Here is a 1,496-nt window from a genome sequence, read left to right on the forward strand (position 1 = left end):
CGAAAGACATCCCAGGAGCTTAGATGTCAAGCCGCAAGCGACTCCGCGTGATGCGACCAAGCGGTCGCCTCGTCGTAGAGCGTGCCGGTCTTGAGGCAGCCGTGCAGGATGCCCACGAGGCGGTTGGCGAGCTGGCGCAGGGCGGCGTTGTGACCGCAACCGCGGGCCCGCTGCCGGTCGTAGTAGGCGCGTGCGCCGGGCGAGCACTGCAGGGCGCTGAACGCCTGGGTCAGCAGGGCGTCGATGAGCCGGTCGTTGTGCACGAACCGGGCCAGGGCGACCTTCTTCTTGCCGGACGCGCGGGTGATTGGGGAGGTCCCGGCGTAGTTCTTGCGGGCCTTGGCACTGGCGTACCGGGTGGGGTCGTCGCCGAACTCTGCGAGCACCCGGGCGCCGAGAACCTGTCCCAGCCCGGGCTGGGACAGGACGATCTCAGCGGCCGGGTGCTGCCCAAAATGCGCCTCGACCTGCCCCTGCAAGGTCTTGACCTGGGCGTTGAGTACGTCCAGGACGGCGATCAGCGCCTGGACGGACGCGGCGTAGGCGGCGGTCACGACCTCAGGTTGGCCCAGATGCTCGGTGCGCAGGGCGGTCTGGATCGCGGCGGCCTTGTCGGCGACGTTCTTGCGGCGGGCCCGCTTGAGCGCGGTGCTGATCTGCCCGATCGTCAGCCGGGCGGCCTGCGCTGGGGTGGGGGCCTTGGCCAGCAGTTCCCGGGCATCGGCGGCGTCCAGGTCCTCGAACGCCTCCAGTGCAGCGGGGAAGTAGTCCCGCAACGCGTGCCGCAGCCGCTGGGTGTGGCGGGTCCGCTCCCAGATCAGGGTCTTGTGGGTGCGGGCCACGACCTTGACCGCCTCGGCCTGCGGGGTGTCCCCGGCGACGGGGCGCAGCTCGTGGGCGTGGGTGCGGGCCATGTCGGCCAGCACGTGCGCGTCTCCGGCGTCGCTCTTGGCGCCGGAGACGCCGAGGCGGTCGCGGAAGCGGGCGGCCTGCAGCGGGTTGACCGCCAGCACGGTGTATCCGGCGGCGACCAGCGCCGCCACCCACGGGCCGCGGTCGGTCTCGATGCCGACCAGTACCTCGACGTCGTCGGCGTCGTCTCCGGCCAGCTCGCCCACGATCGCGTGCAGCCGGGCCATCCCGGCCACGCCCTCGGGCAGGCGGGCCTTGGCCAGCCGGCGGCCGGAGGTGTCCATCACCTCCACATCGTGATGGTCCTCGGCCCAGTCATCGCCCACGAACAGTCGCAACGATCCTCCCGGTCTCGATGCCGATCTTCACGTTCAGCAGCCAGCGGGAGAACCATCAGCGACCTAATCAAGCAGTGCTCACGCCGACCCGGCGGGCACGACATCCCATCAGCGATCAACTCTCCCGGCCGACCAGCAGGGGCACGGTCTTTCGTCAGGACTCAAGGTCCAGGACACCAGAGTGCTCACCTGTCGGCGGCTACCACCAGGAGTCTGCCGGATGGCTTGCTCCCAGATCTGATTAGG

General features: G+C 70.1%; 1 protein-coding gene. It reads right to left on the bottom strand.

What is annotated here, in order from left to right:
- Positions 1 to 26: 26 nt before the first annotated feature.
- Positions 27 to 1,250, bottom strand: a complete 1,224-nt coding sequence (locus FLX08_RS39820) for an IS110 family RNA-guided transposase (RefSeq protein WP_142625420.1) — start codon at positions 1,248 to 1,250, stop codon at positions 27 to 29.
- Between the last annotated feature and the right edge of the window lie 246 nt (positions 1,251 to 1,496).

The organism is Microbispora hainanensis (assembly GCF_006874475.1).
GTDB lineage: Bacteria > Actinomycetota > Actinomycetes > Streptosporangiales > Streptosporangiaceae > Microbispora > Microbispora hainanensis.